Here is an 18,101-nt window from a genome sequence, read left to right as displayed (position 1 = left end):
ACCCTAAGACATTTAACCACTAGACGATCATGATGTGTAAAAGAATATGGAGCATAACCCTGGCTCTCCTGGCCTCTCTACTGCTGCCTCGGGAGCTATCGGCTCAGAAGAATGTGGCCGATCAGGTTGTGTGGATGGTGGGCGATGAGCCCATTCTACTCTCTGATATTGAGTTTCAGAAGCTACGCATGCGCAGCGAAGGGATACGCCTACAGGGCAAGCCTGACTGCTTCATCCCCGAGCAACTGGCAGTACAGAAGCTCTTCCTCAACCAGGCCAAGATCGACAGTATCGAGGCTAATGATTCTCAGATCATTCGCTCTGTGGATGCCTGGCTGGAGAACGTTATCGCTCAGATTGGCTCTAGAGAGAAGCTCGAGGAGTATTTCGGCAAGAAGATCTCTCAGATCAGAGAGGATGAGCGCAAGCAAGCCCGCAATAGCGACATCGTTAGGGCTATGCAAAACAAGATCGTCCAGGGAGTCCAGGTAACCCCCTCCGAGATTCGAGCCTTCTTCGCCTCCATGCCACAGGATAGCTTGCCCTTTATCCCCAAGACTGTAGAGGTGCAGCGCATCTCAGTTCTCCCGGAAGTGAACCTCGAGGAGATCGATCGTGTCAAGGAGCGTCTCAGAGGCTTTGCCGACGAGGTCAATAGTCAGAAGAAGAGCTTCTCCTCGCTCGCCCGCCTCTACTCAGAAGATCAGCGTACGGCCCTGCAGGGTGGGGAGTATGGCTTCGTGGGGCGAGGCTCTCTAGAGACAGAGTTTGCCAATGTCGTCTTTAACCTCAGCGACCCCAAGCGTTGCTCTCAGATCATCAAGACGGAGGAGGGCTACCACATCGTCCAGCTCATTGAGAAGCGAGGCGACCTCGTAAACTTCCGCCACATCCTCCTGCGCCCAGCTGTCGATGAGAAGGGCATCAATGCTGCCCAGACACGCATGGACTCGATCGTAACCCTTATCAATGACGAGAAGCTGACCTTCGAGGCCGCAGCAGAGCTCTTCTCTGAGGATAAAGATACTCGCAATAACGGAGGGCTCATGATCAATAAGACCCAGGGCAGCGACTTCGAGTCATCTCCCAACTTCCGCTATGAGGAGCTCCCCCAAGACATCGCTCGTGTGGCCTACGAACTCAAGCCCGGCGAACAGTCTAAACCCTTCTCCATGCGTCAGCCCAACGGTCAAACGGAGATCGTTATCATCAAGCTCAAGCAGATACATCCCGAGCATATAGCCAATATGAACTCTGACTACCGGGTCATCAAGGCTATGGCCCTGCAGAAGAAGCGAGAGCAGGTCCTCGATGATTGGATCAGACGTAGACAAAAAGAGACCCCGATCAAGATCTACAGCAGCTATACGGACTGCGACTTCAAGTACCCAGGATGGGTAAGATCAGATAGCTAATGTCTGCACGTCGAGCCTTACTATCACTAGCCACTGCCGTCTGTATTGTCGGCAGTGGTTATGTTGCTTTGAGCGCAGGTGCTTGGGGGGCGGAGTCCTTGTCTCGAGGTCTCTCCGCCCTCAAGGGGGATAGTGTCTCTAGCCCACAACAGAGGGAGGGCATTACCCGTATTCAGCTCGAGCACGCCGACGAGCTCAACTTCGACCAGTCGGTGCGTAGTGATGCCCAGCGGCTTATCGGCAACGTCCGTCTGCGCCACGGCAATGCGGTCATGACCTGCGATAGTGCCTACCTCTTCGAGCAAACACAGAGCTTTGAAGCCTTCGGACAGGTACAGATGGTGCAGGACGATACGATTCGTGTCTTCGCCCGACACCTCTATTACGATGGGCGTACGAGGCTGGCCCAGCTGCGAGAGCATGTAGTCCTAGAGAATCCCTCTACGCAGCTCTACACGGATCATCTAGACTACGATCGGGCCTCTGACATCGCTTATTACTTCGACGGAGGGAGCGTCGTCGATGCGCAGAATACGCTTACCTCTGACTATGGGGAGTTTCGCCCCTCCACAAACGATGCTGAGTTCCGCTCGAATGTCAAGCTCGTCAATGACAGTACGACGATCACCACAGAGCACCTCTTCTACAATACTAGCTCTCGAATTGCCCGCTATCTAGGCCCTACTCGTATAGAGGCCGACTCGGGCTATATCGTTTCTACTCGGGGAGTCTATGACCTGAACAATGATGTAGGCATCCTGCTCGAGCGAAGCCAGCTCTACTCAGGCTCTAAAACCCTCGTTGGCGACTCGATCTACTATGATGGCATTGCCCGTAGAGGGGAGGCTTTTGGTCGTATGGAGCTCTCAGATACTGTTCAGAGGGTGAGTCTCTTCGGGGATTATGGCTTCTTCGATGACGGGCGAAGCTATGCCTTCGCCTCGAGTAGGGCCTATGCTCTAGACTATTCGCAGAAGGATACCCTCTACATCGGGGCCGATACTCTCGAGATGATTAGCATCGACCGAGAGATCGCCCTTCGTCGCTTTCCCCTCGAGAGTAGGCGGGATAGTACGACCACACAGCCCTCCTCGGATAGTCTCTCGAGCAATAATCTCAGAGCTAGTGAGGAGCAGCTGCAAGAGCCATCAGCTGTAGATAGTCTCGTGCGTCTCATCCGAGCCTACCCTCGAGTCAAGGTTTATCGCCGAGATGCTCAGGCTGTAGCTGATTCGTTGAGCTATAGCTCCCTAGACTCTATCCTTACGCTTTATCGTTCGCCTATCATGTGGAGCCAGGAGCGTCAGGTCTCGGGCGATACGATTCGTTTCCACTTCCGCTCTCGCAAGCTCGACCATGTGGATATTCTCTCTCAGGCGATTACCCTAGAGCGATTGCCTCATGGCGCAGACTACTACAACCAGCTACAGGGGGACTGTATCTATGCCTATATGCAGGATACTACGATCCGAGAGATCGTAGTCGAGGGTGAGAGTGTTGAGTCTATCTTCTACCTGCAACAAGAGAATAGTACTCAGTACACTGGATTAGACCGTCGTACCAGTGGTAGGGTAAGGGCTTGGTTCTCAGAAGGAGCTATCGAGAAGGCTCTGTGGAAGGGCCCTGTGGCTGGCAAGGCTTATCCCATGGCTATGGCCGCGTCGGCAGAGATCAATCGGCTCTCTCGGTTCAATTGGAGCGAAGAGCGCAGGCCTAGATCTCGAGAGGATGTGATCCCTCCGCTAGATAGTCTCCTAGTCCCCGAATATACGCTAGCGAATCTTAAACGCTTTCGAGGAGCTCAGGCCGCACTTAAGGCCTACGAAGCTCTCGAGGTGAAGGAGAACTCCAAAGGCGTAGATGCAGATGGCATGTCGTCGGCAGAGAGCTCTGCTGCAGCCGAGGCGGATGAGCAGGCCTCCCTCGTGAAAGCCTCGACGAGACTCGCCAAGTCGTCCTTAGGCTCGCCCTCGATCTACTACGTCCTCGAGGATGTCCCACAGTGGCAGCCTCGGCGACAACCTGATATTATTGACTTGTCATGGCTATACAAGGATTTTATAGACAAAGAAGACCTCGACAGTTCGAGCACAAACCGATCTACTGGGACGCCCGCAAAGAGGAGCTAAACAGGCGTGTCGAGCGCATTCGTCAGGAGATGATCGCCTCGGGAGAGATCGACGGAGAGCTCTCGTCCGAGCAGGTGGAGCTGAGTGAGCAGGAGCGACAAGCTCGTCTCATAGGCTACGATGCCTCGAAGCGAGTAAGGGGGGCTTTTTATCATGGTACTGAGCATCTGCTGCGCCAGAGAGAGCGGGGCATCGATGCTGCAGACCGTACGAGGCTCATTATACGCCTACTGCTGGTGCTGATGGCCTTAGGATTTGTCATTTGGTTCTTTTTTCTCAGATGAGCGACTTGATACAGCTGCTACCCGAAGCTATTGCCAATCAGATCTCTGCGGGCGAGGTAACCCCAGCCCCCTCGTACATCGTTAAGGAGCTACTGGAGAACTCTGTTGATGCTGGAGCTTCCCAGATCAAGCTAGAGGTCTCCGAAGGAGGGATGGGCTACGTTTGGGTTACGGACAACGGTCGAGGGATGAGCCCTAACGACGCTCGTAATGCCTTTAAACGCTATGCCACCTCGAAGCTACGCTCGATAGATGACCTTAGTCGCTTGCAGACGATGGGCTTCAGGGGTGAGGCTCTAGCAGCCATATCTTCAGTCTCTCAGGTCGAGCTACAGACCCGAACAGCCGATGCAGAGCTTGGCTTCGAGCTGCGCATCGAGGGGGGAGAGGAGAAGGGCTCCCAGCCCTGTGTCTGTGCCCAAGGGACGAGCATTAAGGCGAAGAATATCTTCTTCAACGTCCCTGCCCGTAGACGCTTCGTCAAGTCCCCTGCCTCGGAGTATAAGGCTATCGAGAAAGAGTTTAAGCGAGTTGCCCTGGTCAATCCTGAGGTGAGCATGAGCCTCTACAAGGATGGTACACTCGTCAAGGATCTGCCTATCAGTGGGCTTAAGGAACGCATCCTTGCTGTCGAGGGCAAGAAACTCCTGGATGACCTCATCCCGATACAATACCAAGGGCCTATCTGCTCTATACATGGCTATGTGGGTAAGCCTTCACGGGCGACGAAGTCTCCGTGCCAATACTTCTTCGTCAATGAGCGTTATATGCGCCACCCTTACTTTCACAAGGCGATCTCGCTGGCTTATGAAGGGTTGTTACGCCCCGATACCCAGCCTAATTATTTCGTTTACTTTACACTTCCGCCTGAGAATGTCGATATTAATATCCATCCTCAGAAGTTGGAGGCTCGTCTGATCGACGAGCAGCTCATTTGGCAGATCCTCTCGGCCCTCGTGCGTGAGACACTTAGTGCCCATGCCACGATTCCAGTCATTGACTTCAATCGGGAGCAGGTGGTTGAGATCCCTCCCTATCATGGTAGGACTACCCCTATCGCTCTCGATTCAGAGGCCCATATCTCTACGGGTAGACGATCGTTCGGCACTGGGGGAAGTACCCCTCGTCCAGCAGAGCAAGGGGCTGGTACTCGTAGCTTTGGCAAGGCCTCGAGCCGTCCCTCAGCCTCGTCCTACGATATTGATTGGGCCTCTCTAGGGCAGATGTGGGAGCAGCAACCCTCGGCCTCGGAGCAGACGGGCCTCTTCGGTCCTGAGGCGGAGATCACTCAGGAGCAAGCCTCCGTCGAGGTTAGCGACCTCTTCTTTTATCGCAGCAGGTATATTATTACGGCCCTAAAGAGAGGGATTGCTCTAGTGGATGTGCGTCGAGCCCAGGAGCGTATCCTCTATGATCGTTTCGTGGTGGATATTGGTTCGTCTGCCTTATCCTCACAGAAACTCATGCACCCTGAGCCTGTTGAGTTTAGCCCTGTGGAGCTACCGATCGCTCGGGAGATCATCGAGGTACTGGAGAGGTTAGGCTTTGCCCTTGCTGAGGAGGCAGAGGGACACTACGAGATCTTGAGTGCACCTACTGCTCTAGAGGGGGAGGTCAGCGAGCTGCTGCGCCTCTTGATCGATGAAGCCCTCGATAGTGGCCTGGAGCGGTCTGTAGACTATATCCATGAGCTCCTGGCTCGCTCTATGGCAGAGGCCAATGCTGCTCGGAAACCTTTCCCCACAGGTAGGGCAGAGGCCGAAGCCCTGCTGGCCAATCTATTTGCTAGCTCCGACCCTAACCTTACCCCCTCGGGGCGGCTCATTGTCTCGACGCTGACCGACCTAGAGCTGTCCAAGAGGTTCGGATAGCGGGCCGTGCTCGTTATGCCTCTGCAAGGGCTGCCGCTGGAATACCCCCAGTGGCAGCCCTTGTCTTTGGGTCATGGATGTGGCCTGAGAGAGGGGCCCACCGAATCCCTCTCGCCCCTTTGTATATACCTACTAGTAGGTATATTTCATTCTTTGAATACCTAATCTGTGCCATTCTCACGGCTAAGCCTCTCATCTCTCGTCTCTCTTTGCAGCGAAGGATCTACTTTTGCAGCCGTGAATCTAAAAATAGGAAACATAAATCCTTAATCGTGTTTATATGAATTTTCGTTACCTACGAGGCCTGATGCTCGCCTTTGTGCTGGGCTCAGGTGTCATGCAACCGCTTAGCCTCTACGCTGAGGGTGAGCGCAAGTACACTGTCCCTACCGATGCCAATGTCGTGGGGCATGTCATTGATGCCAAGACTGGCGAGCATCTCCCAGGGATGACCATCGCTATCAAGGGATCTACCTTCTCAACCTTTACAGATGCTACTGGGCATTACTTTCTCAAGAACCTCAAGGCTGGCAAGGTCGTCCTTGTGATGCGAGGGATGGGCTACGTGAGCCAGGAGCGTGAGGTTGAGATCCTCTCTAGCAAGGTGCTGGAGGTGAACTTCGATGCCGTAGAGGACAACATCCGACTGGATGAGGTGGTCGTAACGGCCAACCGACAGGCGACCCTGCGCCGCCATGCCCCTGCCTTGGTGAATGTCGTTGATGGCAAGACCTTTGAGCGTGCAGGGGCAAACAACCTAGCCCAGGGGATCATCTTCCAGCCAGGTATCCGTGTGGAGAACAATTGTCAGAACTGTGGCTTCAATCAGGTGCGTATCAACGGCCTAGACGGACGCTACTCGCAGATCCTCATCGACAGCCGTCCGATCATGAGTGCACTGGCTGGGGTCTATGGGCTGGAGATGATCCCTGCGAATATGATCGAGCGTGTGGAGGTGATCCGTGGTGGAGGCTCTGCCCTCTATGGATCGTCGGCCATCGCAGGGGTAGTGAATGTGATCACGAAGGAGCCTAAGAGCAATAGTGTGAGCTTCACCGAGTCGCTCGGTATGATCGGCTTCAAGTCCCTGGACAACAACCTGGGCTTCAATGCCTCTATCGTTAGCGATGACAATCGTGCTGGGGCTATGATCTTCGGCCAGACCCGTTACCGCAAGGAGCACGATATGAACGGCGATAACTACTCTGAGATGGGTCGCATCGATGCTCGTGCCCTGGGCTTCAGAGGCTATGTGCGTCCTACCTATCTGACGATGCTTACGGCCGAGGTGCACTCGATCTCTGAGGATCGTCGCGGGGGGGATCACCTAGACTGGCCCGAGCATGTGGCTGGTGTGGCAGAGGCTACTCGCCACTCGATCTATGGGGCGAACCTCAAGTTTGACGCCTATTCGCATGGCTACAAGCATCATCTGCAGCTCTATACCTCTGGGCAGTATGTTCGTCGTAACAGCTACTACGGAGGGATCGGCGAGGTGGAGGTCGATGGCAAGGCTGCTGGCCAGGTCGGTGTACCCATCCCCCCCGATCAGTTCGGGATCAACTATGGTCTGAGCAAGGGGCATACCTTCGTCGGTGGTGGACAGTATAGCTATGACTTCGATCATCTATGGTTCTTGCCCGCTCAGCTGCTCGTGGGGGCAGAGTACTCCTACGACCGTCTGCACGACACGATGCCTCAGCGTCGCTGGATGGTAGACCCCACGACGAAGGAGAGCCTCTTCCCCGATGTAGAGCAGACGATCCGCAACTACAGCCAGTTCGCACAGATGGAGTGGAAGAATGACCGCTGGACGGTGCTCCTGGGTGCTCGCCTCGATGAGAACTCGGCCGTGCGCAACAAGCAGGGTGGCCTCAGCCCCATCCTCAGCCCACGAGCTACGCTGCGCTATAACCCCACCCGCCAGATCAATCTGCGTGCTACCTATGCCAAGGGTTTCCGTGCCCCACAGGTATTCGACGAAGACCTGCACGTTGGGGTGGTCAATGGAGAGGCTCAGCGTGTAGAGAACGCCCCTGACCTCAGCCCCGAGGTCTCTCACTCGTTTAGTCTGAGCAGCGATATGTACTTCCGCCTCGGAAGCCGTGCCCAGCTGAATCTGCTCGTCGAGGGCTTCTACACCCGTCTCCTGGATGTCTTCACGAATAACAAGATCGACGAGCGTGCAGGTATCGTTTATTACCAGCGCAATAACTATGGTGTCGATGACAATGGCCAGCGTGTGAGCTCTGCGGCCAAGATCTACGGTCTGAACCTCGAGGCCAAGCTCTCCTACGACTGGGTACAGCTGCAGGCGGGTCTCACCCTCACGTCCAATAAGTATGATGCGAACCAGGAGTGGGGGGTACGCAACAAGATCACTGGCCTCGACGAGGGCAAGTACCTTGACTATACGCCTCGCAATGACGCCTCGGACTTTGAGAATGGCGAGGAGACAGTCTCCATGACTAGCAAGGAGATCCTGCGTACGCCCTCTATGTATGGCTACTTCACCCTATCGCTCAACCCCATCAAGCCCCTCAATATCTCTCTGACGGGGACTTATACTGGGTCGATGTGGGCCCCTCATGCCGTAGTCTTCGGCCAGGGCAGTGCTCAGAGCGATAGGGATGCGATCGCCTCTGGTCGCCTCTCGATGGATGATGCTCGCTTCCCCAAGTTCACCAACGATGCCGGTGAGCAGGAGAGCCGCTCCTATCAGTGGGATGAGCTCGTGCGTACGAAGTCGTTCTTCGACCTCGGGGCTAAGGTGTCCTATGACTTTAAGCTCTTCGCACAGACTAAGCTACAGATCTTCGCAGGGATGCACAATATCTTCGGTGCATTTCAGAAGGACTTCGACTTCGGTCCAGACCGAGACAGTGCCTATATCTATGGCCCTACGATGCCTCGCTCTGGCTACATGGGGATGAAGTTTACCTTCTAACCCCAGGGCGGGGCTTCGTCCCGCCCCCTCTGCCCCCTTCGCAGCCCCTCGGCTAGGGTGGGGTGAGATGACTTAGGTGCGCTACCTCTCGACAAGGGTCGGGGGGTAGCGCACCCTCTTTGTAGACCCTTAGATCATGGTAGCCGATGCCCCCTCGCTCGGGGTGAGGGATGGGAGGGGATAGCACGCTCGGTAGTTTCTCGGCTGCAAAGCCCTGTAGCCGCTCGACTGCGCTCTCGGTAGAGCCTCGAGTGTAGTCCTATCTAGAGCCTCGCTGGAGATCCAAATAGGAGCTCGATTGAACTCCTACTTATGCCTCGATTGAGATCCTACCTAGATCTCCACAACGATCCTATCTAGGTCTCTCTCAGGAGGCCGATCGGGGCGAAGCACTACTCTCGATAGAGGCTAAGGCGATAGGCAGCCTCGGGCCCACCCTCCGTGTCTCGCTCGTTGGCCCTGGCAGGTAGCCTCCCCCCTCGGCTCTATCTCGATGGCTTATTGCCTAGAGAGCATGACTTTGCCTGTGGAGCGTGCCTGCGATACGCCGAATGTTTGCTACCTTTGCGAGGTGGCCCATAGGGTCGTAGCAACGCAAGCTCAAGATCATTGTAATTACAAACTCTAATAAAAACTTCAGATGAAACAACCAACACTTCTCGTACTGGCGGCTGGCATGGGTAGTCGCTACGGAGGTCTCAAGCAGCTAGATGGGCTAGGCCCCTCGGGCGAGACCATTATGGACTACTCGATCTTTGACGCTATCCGTGCAGGCTTCGGCAAGGTCGTATTCGTTATTCGCCATACCTTCGAGGCAGACTTCCGTGAGAAGATCCTCTCCAAATACGAGGGTAAGATCCCTGTGGAGGTGGTGTTTCAGGAGCTTGACTACCTGCCCGAGGGATTTAGTGTGCCCGAGGGACGAGAGAAACCTTGGGGTACAAACCATGCCCTGATGATGGCCTCGAGGGCGATCCAAGAGCCTTTCGCAGTGATCAATGCCGATGACTTCTACGGACGCGCTAGCTATCAGGTACTGGCCGACAAGCTCAAGAGCCTCAGCGAGGCCACTAATACCTATTGCATGGTCGGCTATCGAGTGGGCAATACCCTCAGCGAGAGCGGTAGCGTGGCCCGTGGTGTGTGTCAGGTGGACGAGCGCAATTTCCTCACAGGAGTAGTAGAGCGCACGGCTATTATCCGCAATGCAGCAGGTCAGATCGTTTTCAACGACGAGCACGGGCAGGAGGTTACCCTCGACGAGCGTACCCCAGTATCGATGAATATGTGGGGCTTCACCCCCGACTATTTCAAGCACTCTGATGCTCAGTTCGTGGACTTCCTCAAGGCTCACGAGGGCGAGCTCAAGAGCGAGTTCTTCATCCCCTTGGTGGTCAATCAGCTCGTAGAGAGTGGCCAAGCTACGGTTGAGGTGCTCGATACCCCCGCCTCTTGGTTCGGGGTAACCTATGCAGCAGACCGAGACGGCGTTGTGGCCAAGATCAAGGCCCTCGTCGAGGCTGGCGAATACCCCAGCAAACTGTTTTAAATCTAACCCTCAATATTCACTGGATGGATAGCCTCGTAGACTACACCGATGTGGTTGAGGCTATCCATCCCTTGTTATTTCCTATTCCTATGAAAACAGTCAAGCAATTTGCCCCAGCTGTATGCCTGGGCATCCTCCTGCTGAGCAGCTGCTCCGACACGGGCTCCAAGGCTCAGCTCACCCAGATGCCAGCCATCGATTTCGAGGCTATGGACACCACTGTGAGAGCACAAGATGACTTCTACCATTATGTCAACGGCGGATGGATCAAGAGCAATCCGCTCAAGCCTGCCTACAGCCGCTATGGGACGTTCGACATCCTCCGAGATACAGCCTCGGAGCGAGTACATCAGATCATCGAGTCTTTGGCCCATGAGCCTCAGACCAAGGGGAGCAATGAGTACCGCATCGCAACCCTCTACAATCAGGCAATGGACAGTGCTACCCGCAACGGCCTGGGGGCAAAGCCTATCGAGCCTCATCTGCGCCAGGTCGAGGCTCTCAAAACCAAGGCTGATCTCTTGGCCTATGCCGCAGAGAACGACCAGGTCTATGGCGAGGGGGTATTCTTCAATACCTATGTCGCTGCTGATGACAAGAATAGTACGATGAACATCCTACACTTCCACCAGACGAGCCTCGCCCTCGGTGCGAAGGACTACTACACCGACGAGAGCCCCGAGACTAAGGCAATCCTCGAGGGTTATGTCGCTTATCTCGAGCGCATCCTGGCCCTCGCCGGCTATACTGAGGCGGATGCCAAGCGTATCGCCGCCAATACGCTGCGTGTAGAGCGCGAGATCGCCCAGATCTCCTACTCACAGACCGAGCTGCGTGATAGCGAGCGTAACTACAACATCTGCTCCATCGATGAGATCACCCGCCTGAGCCCTGGCTTCGACTGGAGGGGTTACTTCACTGCCCGAGGTCTCTCTGTCAAGCAGGCAAACTTTGGTCAGCTGGACTTCTTCAAGGCTTTTGGCCGTTGGTTCGCTGCCACTCCTGTCGAGCTTATTCGAGACTACCTCCTAGCCTCAACGGTCAGCGGAGCAGCCACAGCCCTGAGCGATGACTTTACGCAGGCTAACTTCGACTTCTTCGGTAAGCAGCTCAGTGGCCGCAAGGAGATGCACCCTCGCTGGAAGCGCAGTGTCGGCCTTGTAAGTAGCCTCATGGGTGAGGCCATCGGGCAAGTATATGTACAGCACTACTTCTCCCCAGCTGCTAAGGAGCGCATGCTGACCCTGGTCAAGAACCTGCAGATCGCCCTCGGCCAGCGTGTCGAGAGCCTCGAGTGGATGAGCCCAGAGACTAAGGCTAAGGCCTTGGAGAAGTTACAGAACTTCACCGTCAAGATTGGCTACCCTGACGAATGGAAGGACTACAGCGGCCTGGACATCGACGCCGAACGCTCCTACTACGACAACCTCCTCTCGGCCACGCGCTTCGTGCAGGCAGACAACCTCAAGGATCTTGGTCAGCCCGTAGACCGCAAGCGTTGGCTCATGAATCCCCAGGATGTGAATGCCTACTATATGCCTACGACCAACGAGATCTGCTTCCCTGCGGGTATCCTACAGCCTCCCTTCTTCAATGTCGATGCTGACGATGCTGTCAATTATGGTGCTATCGGGGTGGTTATTGGCCATGAGATGACCCATGGATTTGACGACCAGGGCTCTAACTTCGACAAGGATGGTAATATGCACAACTGGTGGTCTCCTGAGGACAAGACCAAGTTCCAGGCCTCTACCCGTCGCCTCGTGGAGCAGTTCGCCCGCAATGAGGTAGCCCCTGGCACCTTCGCCAATGGAGAGTTGACCCTTGGGGAGAACATCGCCGACCAGGGTGGCTTGACTGTAGCCCATCTGGCCCTCCAGCTCGCTCTCAAGGGTGCGAATGCCCCCGAGCAGATCGACGGCCTTACCCAGGATCAGCGTTTCTTCATTGCTTACGCTCGCCTCTGGGGGCAGAATATCAGTCAGCAGGAGATCCTGCGCTTGACCAAGATTGACCCCCACAGCCTAGGTTTGCTTCGTGTCAATCAGGCCCTCAAGAATATCTCTGCCTTCGTCAAGGCCTTTGATCTCAAGGAGGGTGATGGGATGTACATTGCCCCCGAGGAGCGTATCGAGGTTTGGTAGTGTTTCTCTGTCGAGGTACTTTTAACTCTAATTGGATATTTGCCGAGGGCAGCACCATAATCTTATGGTGCTGCCCTCGGTCTATAGACGAGGGTGAGGGTAGGGGTGAGCAAAATCTGCCCTTGAGTTGTTACATAGACAAAACGGTTTCCTCTCAATAGTCAATGAAATATCAAGTCGATTCTCCTAAGGCAGATGAATTTATCTGTCATAGCGAAATAGTGGATACCTTGGCCTATGCCTCTGAGCAGGTCAAGGATCTCTCCCTCGTCCAAGCGATTATAGACAAAGCAGCCCTCGGCAAGGGCCTCTCCCATCGAGAGGCAGCCGTCCTGCTCGAGTGTCGAGACCCAGAGATCACGGTTCGTATCTATGCTATTGCCCGGGAGATCAAGCAGCGCATCTATGGCAATCGTATTGTGATGTTTGCCCCACTTTACCTCTCGAACTATTGCATCAATGGCTGTGTCTATTGCCCCTATCATGCCAAGAACAAGACCATCCCTCGCAAGAGGCTCTCCCAAGAGGAGATCGCTCGAGAGGTCATCGCACTGCAGGATATGGGCCACAAACGTCTAGCCCTCGAGGCAGGTGAGCATCCTACTCAGAGCCCTATCGACTACATCCTCGAGTCCATTCGTACCATCTACTCGATCAAGCATAAGAATGGGGCGATCCGCCGTGTCAATGTCAATATCGCTGCCACGACGGTGGAGAACTATCGCAAGCTCCACGAGGCGGGCATCGGGACGTATATCCTCTTCCAGGAGACCTATCATAGGGCCAACTATGAGGCCCTCCATCCGACAGGCCCCAAGAGCGACTATGCTTACCACACAGAGGCGATGGATCGGGCTATGGAGGGGGGGATCGACGATGTCGGCCTAGGCGTACTCTTTGGCCTCAATACCTACAAATATGACTTCGTTGGGATGCTCATGCATGCCGAGCATCTAGAGGCGAGGTTCGGGGTAGGGCCTCATACGGTGAGTGTGCCTCGCATCTGTCCTGCCGATGGGGTAGATACCTCACAGTTCTCCAATGCTATAGACGATGATACCTTTGCCCATATCGTTGCTGTACTGCGTATTGCTCTGCCCTATGCTGGCATGATCGTCTCGACCCGAGAGAGCCAACGCTCCCGAGAGCGAGTGCTCGAGCTTGGGGTCTCTCAGATTAGTGGAGGCTCTCGTACCAGCGTTGGCGGATATACCCAGCAGGAGGATCCCGAACACAGCTCAGCCCAATTTGAGCTCAGCGATACCCGTACGCTCGACGAGATTGTCGCTTGGCTGATGAAGCTCGGTTATATCCCGAGCTTCTGCACCGCCTGCTACCGAGAGGGACGCACGGGCGACCGCTTCATGGCTCTAGCCAAGAGTGGACAGATCGCCAATATCTGTGCAGCCAATGCCCTGATGACTCTGCATGAATATCTAGAGGATTATGCTAGCGACGAGACACGTAGCTATGCCCCCGAGCTGATCAAGCAGGAGCTACGCTACATCCCTAGCGAGCGCATCCGACAGCGGACTCTGGACAATATTAAGGCAATCAAGGGCGGCAAGCGAGACTTTCGATTTTAGTCCCTATTATATACTTAAGCACAAGACAAACTTATGAGCAAGCAAGATGAAACCCTCCATTCAGGGGCAGCGCAGTACTTCCACAATGCTAGTAACAACTGGAACTGTGCCCAGTCTATCATCAAACATAAGCAGGGATTGCTAGGCCTCTCCGACGAGGCTATAGAGCTCCATTATCGAAGCAAGGGTGGCGGACGAGCTGAGGGAGGGCTCTGTGGTGCTCTCTATGCCTCACTTGAAGTTCTTGGACCTGGGCAACCCGAGAGGCGAGAGCGTCTCCTTAGAGATTTCGAGCGTGAGGTCGGCGGGACTACCTGTGCTCGGATCAAGGGACGCTGTGGTCGTGGCTGCCTGGAGTTGGTTACTCTCTCTGAGCGGCTTCTCGAGCGGGAGCTAGAGGATCTCAAGGAAAATGGTGAGGGGATCTAGGGTACAACTTTAGAGTTGCAACAAAAAAGTAAGGTTTCGTTGGCTAATCTAATTAGCTTTAATATCTTTGCCTTCGTATTACCCCGATCTGTTTGTCGGGGATGCTGCAATATTAATAAAGTATATCGGCTAACGTATCACATTTTCAAAACATATTCGTATGAAGAAGCACAATTTCAACGCTGGACCCTGCGTCCTCCCTCGCGAAGCTGTCGAGTCGGCAATCGAAGCGATTAGAGACTTCGATGGCACTGGTATCGGTATCCTAGAGATCTCTCACCGTACTCCAGGGTGGGAGCGTGTCATGAAAGAGACAGCTGATCTATGGCGTGAGCTCCTCAACATCCCCGACAACTATAAGGTACTCTTCCTTGGAGGTGGTGCAAGCACTCAGTTCTTTGCCGTGCCTGCCAACTTCTTGAGCAAGAAGGCTGCTTACCTGCAGACAGGGGTATGGGCCAAGAAGGCTGCCAAGGAGGCTAAGTTCTACGGCGAAGTAGAGATCGTAGCTTCTTCTGAGGATAAGACCTACTCTTACATCCCCAAGGGCTATACCATCCCTAAGGATGCAGACTACTTCCACATCACTACCAACAACACCATCTATGGTACCGAGATCCATGAGGATATTGACAGCCCTGTAACGTTGATCGCAGACATGTCCTCAGACATCCTCAGCCGTCCAGTAGATGTGTCCAAGTATGGTATGATCTATGGTGGTGCTCAGAAAAACGTTGGCCCTGCTGGCGTTACCTTCGTGATCGTGCGTGAAGACCTGCTCGGCAAGGTAGATCGCAAGCTCCAGACCATGGTGGATTACCGCACTCATATCGGGGAAGAGGAGCGCAACCGCTCTATGTTCAACACTCCCCCTGTATTCCCCATCTATGTGATGCACGAGACCCTCAAGTGGGTGAAGAAGCTCGGTGGCGTGGAGGCTATGTACAAAATCAACAAGGAGAAGGCAGAGCTGCTCTACAACGAGATCGACCGCAACAAGATGTTCGTCGGTACTGCTGCCAAGGAAGACCGTTCGCTCATGAACGTTTGCTTCGTAATGGCCGAGGAGTACAAGGACAAGGAAGCTGCCTTCATGGAGTTTGCCAAGGCCGCAGGTATGGTCGGCATCAAGGGACACCGCTCTGTAGGGGGCTTCCGCGCCTCTATCTACAATGCTTGCCCACGTGAATCCGTAGAGGCTCTAGTGAAGTGCATGCAGGAGTTCGAAGCTCAAAACGCTTAATACCCAAGCTCAACATACAAGGAACAATTAGGCAGAGACGATATAAGGAGATCCCACACATGGTAGACCTATGATCGTCTCTGCCTTAAATCATTATATCACATTGACCATCATGACAAAGGTACTTATCGCTACAGAGAAGCCATTTGCTGCTGTAGCAGTGAAGGGAATTACTGAGATTTGTAAGGAAGCAGGCTTCGAGGTTGTCCTGCTCGAGAAGTATGCAAGCAAGGCAGAGCTGCTCAAGGCTGTAGCTGATGTGCACGCAATTATCATCCGCAGCGATATTATTGATGCTGAGGTCTTCGATGCTGCCAAGGAGCTCAAGATCGTCGTGCGTGCTGGGGCTGGCTATGACAACGTAGACCTCGCCGCAGCTACGGCACACAATGTCGTTGTGATGAATACTCCTGGCCAAAATGCCAATGCTGTGGCAGAGCTGGTGATTGGGATGCTACTCTTCGGCATTCGCAACCGATTCAACGGTACTTCTGGCTCCGAGCTCATGGGCAAGAAGCTCGGTCTGCTCGCCTTCGGAGCAACGGGGCGCAACGTGGCTCGCATCGCCCAGGGCTTGGGTATGGAGGTGTATGCCTTTGACCCTTTCACTCCTGCAGAGGCTATGACTGCAGCCGGTGTGAAGCACGTAGCTACCCAGGCAGAGCTCTTCGCTGGCTGCGACATTGTTTCTATGCACATTCCTGCTACTCCTGAGACCAAGGGCTCTATCGGTCGTGCCCTCGTAGGCTCTATGCCCAAGAAGGCTATCCTGGTGAATACTGCCCGCAAGGAGATCATCAACGAAGCCGAGCTCCTAGCCGTCCTCAAGGAGCGTGAAGACCTTCGCTACTTCACTGACATTATGCCTGCTAACCACGAAGAGATGGTGGCTGCCCTAGGCGATCGCTACTTCTCTACTCCTAAGAAGATGGGAGCTCAGACTTCGGAGGCTAACATCAACGCCGGTCTAGCCGCTGCTCGTCAGATCGTTGGCTATATCAAGGAGGGTAACGAGCGTTTCCGCCTCAACAAGTAGATCAATATCATTTTGCTTAGCATACAAGATTATTTACTATGGCTGTTATCAAACCTTTTAAGGGCATTCGCCCCCCACAGGATCTCGTAGAGCAGGTAGCCTCTCGCCCATACGACGTACTTAACTCGGATGAAGCCCGGGCCGAGGCCGAGGGCAATGAGAAGTCCCTCTATCATATCATTCGCCCTGAGATTGACTTCCCAGTAGGTACGGACGAACACGAAGAGAAGGTCTACAACAAGGCTGCTGAGAACTTCGCCATGTTCAGAGAGAAAGGCTGGCTCGTGCAGGATCAGAAGGAGAACTACTACGTCTATGCCCAAACGATGAATGGCAAGACACAGTATGGTCTCGTGGTCTGCGCCTATGTCGAGGACTATATGAATGGGGTAATCAAGAAGCATGAGCTCACACGCCGAGACAAGGAGGAGGATCGTATGAAGCACGTTCGTGTTAATAATGCGAACATCGAGCCTGTCTTCTTTGCCTATCCTGCTAAGGACGAGATTAATAAGATTGTCAAGAAGTATACCGATACTAAGCCTATCTATAGCTTCGTGGCCGAACTAGATGGCTTCGGGCATGAGTTTTGGATCATCGACCAGGAGGCTGATATTCAGCGCATCACAGATCTCTTTGCAGAGATGCCTGCGCTCTATATCGCCGATGGCCACCACCGCTCGGCTGCTGCTGCACTCGTTGGGGCAGAGAAAGCCAGGCAGAACCCTCATCACCGTGGTGATGAGGAGTATAACTACTTCATGGCTGTCTGCTTCCCTGACGATCAGCTCACGATCATCGACTACAATCGTGTCGTGAAGGATCTGAACAACCTCTCGGATGAGGAGTTCCTTGCCAAGCTCGCCAAGCACTTCGTAGTCGAAGACAAGGGTACTGAGATCTATAAGCCTAATTGCTTGCACAACTTCTCGCTCTATCTGAGCGGTCGTTGGTATTCGCTCACGGCCAGAGAGGGGACTTATGATGACCACGATCCCATCGGAGTACTTGACGTTACGATCTCCTCGAACCTTATCCTGGACGAGATCCTCGGTATCAAGGATCTTCGCTCGGACAAGCGTATCGACTTCGTAGGAGGTATCCGTGGCCTTGGTGAGCTCAAGAAGCGTGTAGACAGCGGAGAGATGAGAGTGGCCCTCGCCCTCTATCCTGTATCCATGCAGCAGCTGATCGACATTGCGGACACGGGTAACATCATGCCTCCTAAGACCACCTGGTTCGAACCTAAGCTCCGCTCTGGTCTCGTGATCCACGAGCTGGTGTAGGGAATAAGCCTGGGACATTCGATTACAGCAGCGGGTTCGGCGAAGCAAGGGCTTTGCCGAGCCCGTTGGCTCTTTTCCCTCTCCCACAATATAGGCCTTAAGTCTCAAAACAATCTATCTCTCTGATCTGAGAATGTGCGGAATAATGGTTACATTTGCTCTATACTATCAATCAGACACAT

General features: G+C 54.1%; 12 protein-coding genes. All 12 read left to right on the top strand.

Translation table 11 applies throughout. From position 1 onward, the window contains the following. The first annotated feature begins 32 nt into the window (after positions 1–32). Positions 33–1,415: a peptidylprolyl isomerase gene (locus tag HQ37_RS02360; RefSeq protein ID WP_036880228.1), complete on the top strand. Its 1,383-nt coding sequence runs from the start codon at positions 33–35 to the stop codon at positions 1,413–1,415. Further along, on the top strand, positions 1,415–3,544 hold the full coding sequence (locus HQ37_RS02355; protein ID WP_036879830.1) for an OstA-like protein: 2,130 nt from the start codon (positions 1,415–1,417) through the stop codon (positions 3,542–3,544). The genes HQ37_RS02360 and HQ37_RS02355 overlap by 1 nt, the downstream gene beginning before the upstream one ends. Further along, positions 3,457–3,828 (top strand): hypothetical protein, encoded by a 372-nt coding sequence (locus tag HQ37_RS02350; RefSeq protein ID WP_152566768.1) that lies wholly within the window; start codon positions 3,457–3,459, stop codon positions 3,826–3,828. The genes HQ37_RS02355 and HQ37_RS02350 overlap by 88 nt, the downstream gene beginning before the upstream one ends. Further along, positions 3,825–5,699: a DNA mismatch repair endonuclease MutL gene (mutL, locus tag HQ37_RS02345; protein WP_036879824.1), complete on the top strand. Its 1,875-nt coding sequence runs from the start codon at positions 3,825–3,827 to the stop codon at positions 5,697–5,699. The genes HQ37_RS02350 and mutL overlap by 4 nt, the downstream gene beginning before the upstream one ends. A 280-nt stretch (positions 5,700–5,979) precedes the next feature. Beyond that, on the top strand, positions 5,980–8,646 hold the full coding sequence (locus HQ37_RS02340) for a TonB-dependent receptor (protein WP_036879820.1): 2,667 nt from the start codon (positions 5,980–5,982) through the stop codon (positions 8,644–8,646). 640 nt (positions 8,647–9,286) lie between these two features. Further along, positions 9,287–10,195 (top strand): nucleotidyltransferase, encoded by a 909-nt coding sequence (locus tag HQ37_RS02335; protein WP_036879817.1) that lies wholly within the window; start codon positions 9,287–9,289, stop codon positions 10,193–10,195. 89 nt (positions 10,196–10,284) lie between these two features. After that, on the top strand, positions 10,285–12,339 hold the full coding sequence (locus HQ37_RS02330) for a M13 family metallopeptidase (protein WP_036880225.1): 2,055 nt from the start codon (positions 10,285–10,287) through the stop codon (positions 12,337–12,339). A gap of 164 nt (positions 12,340–12,503) precedes the next feature. After that, a complete protein-coding gene (gene hydG / locus HQ37_RS02325) occupies positions 12,504–13,925 on the top strand; it encodes a [FeFe] hydrogenase H-cluster radical SAM maturase HydG (protein WP_036879815.1) in 1,422 nt (473 codons plus the stop codon). A 33-nt stretch (positions 13,926–13,958) separates the two neighbouring features. After that, complete coding sequence (locus HQ37_RS02320; protein ID WP_036879812.1) at positions 13,959–14,354, top strand: C-GCAxxG-C-C family (seleno)protein; 396 nt, start codon at positions 13,959–13,961, stop codon at positions 14,352–14,354. 160 nt (positions 14,355–14,514) lie between these two features. Continuing rightward, a complete protein-coding gene (serC, locus tag HQ37_RS02315) occupies positions 14,515–15,597 on the top strand; it encodes a 3-phosphoserine/phosphohydroxythreonine transaminase (protein ID WP_036879809.1) in 1,083 nt (360 codons plus the stop codon). A gap of 112 nt (positions 15,598–15,709) precedes the next feature. Next, on the top strand, positions 15,710–16,633 hold the full coding sequence (locus HQ37_RS02310) for an NAD(P)-dependent oxidoreductase (RefSeq protein WP_036880218.1): 924 nt from the start codon (positions 15,710–15,712) through the stop codon (positions 16,631–16,633). Between the two features lie 38 nt (positions 16,634–16,671). Beyond that, positions 16,672–17,919, top strand: coding sequence for a DUF1015 domain-containing protein (locus HQ37_RS02305; RefSeq protein ID WP_036879806.1), 1,248 nt, complete (start codon positions 16,672–16,674; stop codon positions 17,917–17,919). The last annotated feature ends 182 nt before the right edge of the window (positions 17,920–18,101 follow it).

The organism is Porphyromonas sp. COT-239 OH1446 (assembly GCF_000768875.1).
GTDB lineage: Bacteria > Bacteroidota > Bacteroidia > Bacteroidales > Porphyromonadaceae > Porphyromonas.
Note: the sequence above shows the minus strand (reverse complement) of the source record. Positions and strands in the feature narration are given on the sequence as shown.

Excerpts from the sequence above, each read along its gene's own strand:
- serC (WP_036879809.1), top strand. The coding sequence starts at position 14,515 with ATGAAGAAGCACAATTTCAACGCTGGACCCTGCGTCCTCCCTCGCGAA.
- mutL (WP_036879824.1), top strand. The coding sequence starts at position 3,825 with ATGAGCGACTTGATACAGCTGCTACCCGAAGCTATTGCCAATCAGATC.
- HQ37_RS02360 (WP_036880228.1), top strand. The coding sequence starts at position 33 with ATGTGTAAAAGAATATGGAGCATAACCCTGGCTCTCCTGGCCTCTCTA.
- HQ37_RS02350 (WP_152566768.1), top strand. The coding sequence starts at position 3,457 with ATGGCTATACAAGGATTTTATAGACAAAGAAGACCTCGACAGTTCGAG.
- HQ37_RS02305 (WP_036879806.1), top strand. The coding sequence starts at position 16,672 with ATGGCTGTTATCAAACCTTTTAAGGGCATTCGCCCCCCACAGGATCTC.
- HQ37_RS02310 (WP_036880218.1), top strand. The coding sequence starts at position 15,710 with ATGACAAAGGTACTTATCGCTACAGAGAAGCCATTTGCTGCTGTAGCA.
- hydG (WP_036879815.1), top strand. The coding sequence starts at position 12,504 with ATGAAATATCAAGTCGATTCTCCTAAGGCAGATGAATTTATCTGTCAT.
- HQ37_RS02355 (WP_036879830.1), top strand. The coding sequence starts at position 1,415 with ATGTCTGCACGTCGAGCCTTACTATCACTAGCCACTGCCGTCTGTATT.
- HQ37_RS02340 (WP_036879820.1), top strand. The coding sequence starts at position 5,980 with ATGAATTTTCGTTACCTACGAGGCCTGATGCTCGCCTTTGTGCTGGGC.
- HQ37_RS02335 (WP_036879817.1), top strand. The coding sequence starts at position 9,287 with ATGAAACAACCAACACTTCTCGTACTGGCGGCTGGCATGGGTAGTCGC.
- HQ37_RS02320 (WP_036879812.1), top strand. The coding sequence starts at position 13,959 with ATGAGCAAGCAAGATGAAACCCTCCATTCAGGGGCAGCGCAGTACTTC.
- HQ37_RS02330 (WP_036880225.1), top strand. The coding sequence starts at position 10,285 with ATGAAAACAGTCAAGCAATTTGCCCCAGCTGTATGCCTGGGCATCCTC.